2 protein-coding genes are annotated in these 1,173 nt (G+C 51.2%); both read left to right on the top strand.

Annotated elements, in window-relative coordinates; genetic code table 11:
* The coding region (locus tag R7040_RS24590; RefSeq protein ID WP_318097289.1) for a transketolase C-terminal domain-containing protein at positions 1-193 on the top strand (193 nt) is incomplete at its 5' end.
* Positions 190-1,173: dihydrolipoamide acetyltransferase family protein (locus R7040_RS24585; RefSeq protein ID WP_318097288.1), on the top strand; the 984-nt coding region annotated here is incomplete at its 3' end. The genes R7040_RS24590 and R7040_RS24585, both read left to right, overlap by 4 nt.

Below are 1,173 nucleotides of genomic sequence, written 5' to 3'. Positions count from 1 at the left end.
TAAAACGTGTGGTGTGGGTTCTGAGCTGCTGGCTCGAACCGCCGAGCACGCGATGTGCTTGCTAAAAGCGCCACCTAAACGAGTCACAGGTATGGATACCATTATGCCTTATTACCGTAACGAAGATTATTTCATGGTTCAGGAAGAAGACATTGTGATCGCAGCGCGCGAGCTCGTGGAGGATTGGAAATGAAGACGTTTAACTTACCCGATCTCGGCGAAGGTCTCGCTGAGTCAGAAATTGTAAAATGGCATGTCAATGTGGGTGACTTGGTCAAACTCGATCAAGTGATCCTCACCGTTGAGACGGCGAAAGCAACCGTAGACGTTCCTGCTCCGTACGCAGGCAGAATTGTCAGCCGCCATGGTGAAGAAGGCGACGTTATTAATATTGGCGCCCTACTTCTAGAAATCGACGAAAGTGGCGCAGAAAACACTGTCTCTGCGGAAAAACGACAAACCGCCGATGCCGCAACCGTTGTTGGCACCGTATCTCACCAATCTCACAACGTAAATGTTGATGATTTTTGGGTGGGCGGCAGCCACAACAAATCAACAGACAAACTCATCACCGCTGTACCTTCCGCGCGTTTACTAGCGAAAAAGCTAGGCGTAGATTTGAAAACGATGGTCGGTAGCGGACCAAGCGGTTTGATCGTCGATGCCGATGTTTACGAAGAAGCAGGCAAACAAGTTCCTGGCACTGAAGTGCTCAAAGGAGCGCGCCGTACGATGGTCTCGACCATGGCAGAATCGCATCAAAACGTCGCAGCGGTGACCATTACCGAAGAAGCGTTATTGGAAGATTGGTTGCCAAACGAGGACATCAGCATTCGTCTGGTACAAGCTATCGTTTATGCTTGCCAGCAAGAGCCAGCTCTCAACGCTTGGTTCGATGCCGAAACCATGACGCGCTGTGTTCATCCTACCGTCAATCTTGGTGTAGCGGTGGATAGCCGTCACGGACTGTATGTCCCCGTGCTTCGCCACGCGGATGAGTATGAACCGCAAGACGTTCGTCGCTGGCTCGATCAAACCGTCAAAGGCATCCGAGACAGAAAGATCAGCCGAGAAGACTTACAACACGCAACCATTACTTTGTCCAACTTTGGGGCCATTGGCGGCATTTTCGCAACACCAGTGGTTTCGCCACCGCAAGTGGCGATTGTCGGT

Source organism: Vibrio sp. 1069 (genome assembly GCF_033340555.1).
This window is presented reverse-complemented; position numbering and strand designations above follow the sequence as displayed.